Below are 1,732 nucleotides of genomic sequence, written 5' to 3' on the forward strand. Positions count from 1 at the left end.
TAGCCCGGAGATTTCATGAAGGTGGCGCTTTGGGGTGTGTTTAAGCGGCGAAAGGTGCTTCTGAGCTGGGAAAATAGTGTTGTTGACGCACTTTAGTACCGGCTGAAAGAAGCACCTTTCTGATGTCCGAGAATACCGGAATTTTCCCCTCTCTGCCTGTTGCCACGACGGGTCAGGCTTTGATCTCCCATGCAGGGTTGAACGTGGTGACGTCCTTCATTGATGCCTTGGGGTTCCGGGACGTGTGTGAGGACCGTTTGAGCCAGTTCGTTCCCGCTGGTGCCCGACACCGTTCCGGCGGGATTGTGGGTTCCGTGGCGGTCATGCTCGCCGGCGGCGGTGAACACGTCAGCGATCTGGATATGCTGCGCGGCAGTGCCGGGGTGTTCGGGGCGGTTGCCTCGAACGCGACGATGTCACGGTTCTTCCAGCAAGCTGCAGCGGTCCCTGAGGTCTTTGAGTATGGCTTCGCCACCATGGCGCGTGAGTTGCGTTCGCGCGTGTGGGAAGCCGCTGGCGACCGCAACCCCGCCCTGGCAGCGACGGCCCTGGACCCGCTCATCCTGGACCTTGATGCCACACTGGTTACCTCGCACAGTGACAAGGAACAAGCCGTTGGCACGTACAAGGGCGGCTACGGGTTCGCTCCCTTTGTTGCCAGTGTTGACTACGGTGCCGGCCAGGGCGGTGGCGAGGTCCTGGCGACCTTATTGCGTCCTGGCAATGCCGGGGCGAACTCCGCTGAGGATCACATCAAGATCTTCACTGCTGCTATTGCCCAACTCCCCGATGCCTTCTACGACCAAGATGGCAAACTCATTGGGGAAAAGGTGCTGGTGCGCACCGATAGTGCCGGAGCTTCCCGGAAATTCCTTCACTACCTGGCCAACCTGGGCGTGCAGTTCAGTGTCTCCTACCCGGTGCCGGTGGCCAAGGCACGCATGGTGGCATGGATCAACGAGAAGAAATACTGGCAACCCGCCCTTGACCAGGCCGGCGAAGAACGCACGAACGCGTGGGTCGTGAACGCCACGGACGTTCTGGGGCTCACGGACTACCCGGAGGGCACGAACCTGTACCTGCGTGCCGAGCCTCTTCATCCTGGCGCGCAAGCAACTCTCTTGGATCAGGACGGGCATCGGGTGACCGCGTTTCTCACGAACTCCCCGCGCTGGCACGGCCCCACCCTCGATGTCAGGCATCGGGCCAGGGGTAGGTGTGAGAATCGGATCAAGACGCTGAAGAACATGGGGTTGGGCAAGCTGCCGTTCTTTGACTTTCATTCCAATCAGGCCTGGGCGAACATCGCGACTTTGGCCATGAATCTTGTTTCCTGGCTGCAATTATCCATGCTCCCCACCGGTCACACAGCGAGAGGATGGGATGTGAAGCGGTGGCGCTACAGGCTCTTCGCCACCGCCGGGAAACTCATCACCCGGGCCAGGAAAACGTGGTTGTTGATTCCCGAAACGGCGCCCGAGACCGGCACGATCACCACCGTCCTGAAGGCCATCAAGGAACTCTCACACCAGCGCCGACAACGACTTCCCCTACCGGCCTGAGAACCCAGGACCGGCCCCACCACCAGAAAGAACAACACCACGGAACCGTGGAAACCGACGCCCAACCAGCGACAACAGGCCCATCAAGCATGCCCAAACCACGGAAACCGGCCCGACACGGAATCAGACCCCCGGCGGACCAGCCACTCAAGCACCATGCAAAATCTGGG

Annotated in this window: 1 protein-coding gene; it reads left to right on the plus strand. The window is 60.6% G+C overall.

All coding sequences use genetic code 11. The features are described from left to right. The first annotated feature begins 122 nt into the window (after positions 1-122). Positions 123-1,562 carry an IS1380 family transposase gene (locus G6035_RS19440; RefSeq protein WP_176618747.1) on the plus strand — a complete coding sequence of 480 codons (1,440 nt, stop codon included), beginning with the start codon at positions 123-125 and terminating at the stop codon, positions 1,560-1,562. Positions 1,563-1,732 lie beyond the last annotated feature (170 nt).

Origin of the sequence: Arthrobacter sp. SDTb3-6 (assembly GCF_013376095.1) — a bacterium.
In the GTDB taxonomy this organism is placed as follows: Bacteria; Actinomycetota; Actinomycetes; order Actinomycetales; family Micrococcaceae; genus Specibacter.